This is a genomic window from Parendozoicomonas sp. Alg238-R29 (assembly GCF_947331445.1).
Classification (GTDB): domain Bacteria; phylum Pseudomonadota; class Gammaproteobacteria; order Pseudomonadales; family Endozoicomonadaceae; genus Sansalvadorimonas.
The window spans coordinates 1-835 of sequence record NZ_CAMZOG010000251.1; the positions used below are offsets into that span (position 1 = coordinate 1).

Below are 835 nucleotides of genomic sequence, written 5' to 3' on the forward strand. Positions count from 1 at the left end.
AACGCCCCCATCAAGCGCCGCCGTAGGCGGTCGCTTGGATGGGCTTGTTAGGTTCACCTTCGTTTACGCTCAGTACGTTTTGCAATTTCAGGAACACTCTCGGCTGGACTGACCATTGTCTTTATGGATACTGTGTCATCACCTTCAAGGACTTTAGAGAAGCAATACTGAAGAGTTTTTCCAGTTTTTCTGTGCATTTCTAAAGCTTCATCAATTTTTTCTCCAGGAATACCACCGTCAGGAGCGGAAATCATGGATTGCATATGAAGCAATCCATCCTCTGGATCTGCTGCTGATACAGAGTTTTCTATCATATCTTCAAAATTATTTTCCAAGGAATCCATTGTTTCCTGCATGCCTAAACCACCATAACCAAAGGTGTGATGCAAACCAGACTCAGAGTCATCCATTAGGCGCAATTTAACTTGATCATCATTAGAAAATGGAATGTGGTAGTCATTGAAGTTAATAAATTGATTTCCATCTATCCGCATTTGGAAATGCCAGTGTGGGAAGTCAGTTTTTGAGCCGGAGTGACCTTCAAAATCATTGTGAGAACAATCTAGCGTCCACTCAATGTTTTTCCATTTTATTGTTACTTCAAATTTCTTGCGTTCTGAGCTTTCTTCTCTGAGGTCGTTTATGTTCTTCGCACCACTTTCTGCATGTGAAACCCAACGAAGAAAAGCTGTAATTTGATGATAATCGAAATTTTCGTAAATACTCGGAAAATCTTTCCTTTTAAATTTACAACGACGTAAAAGCCAATGCAAACATGGATTCCCTTTACTTATTGTTGCAAAGGGTTTATTGCACAAGTAGCACTTATCTTCTT

1 protein-coding gene is annotated in these 835 nt (G+C 39.9%); it reads right to left on the reverse strand.

Annotation, left to right across the window (positions count from 1 at the left end):
* Nucleotides 1-53: 53 nt before the first annotated feature.
* Nucleotides 54-835, reverse strand: a 782-nt coding sequence (locus QMA35_RS21905; RefSeq protein WP_281649253.1) for a hypothetical protein, incomplete at its 5' end; no start/stop codon positions are given.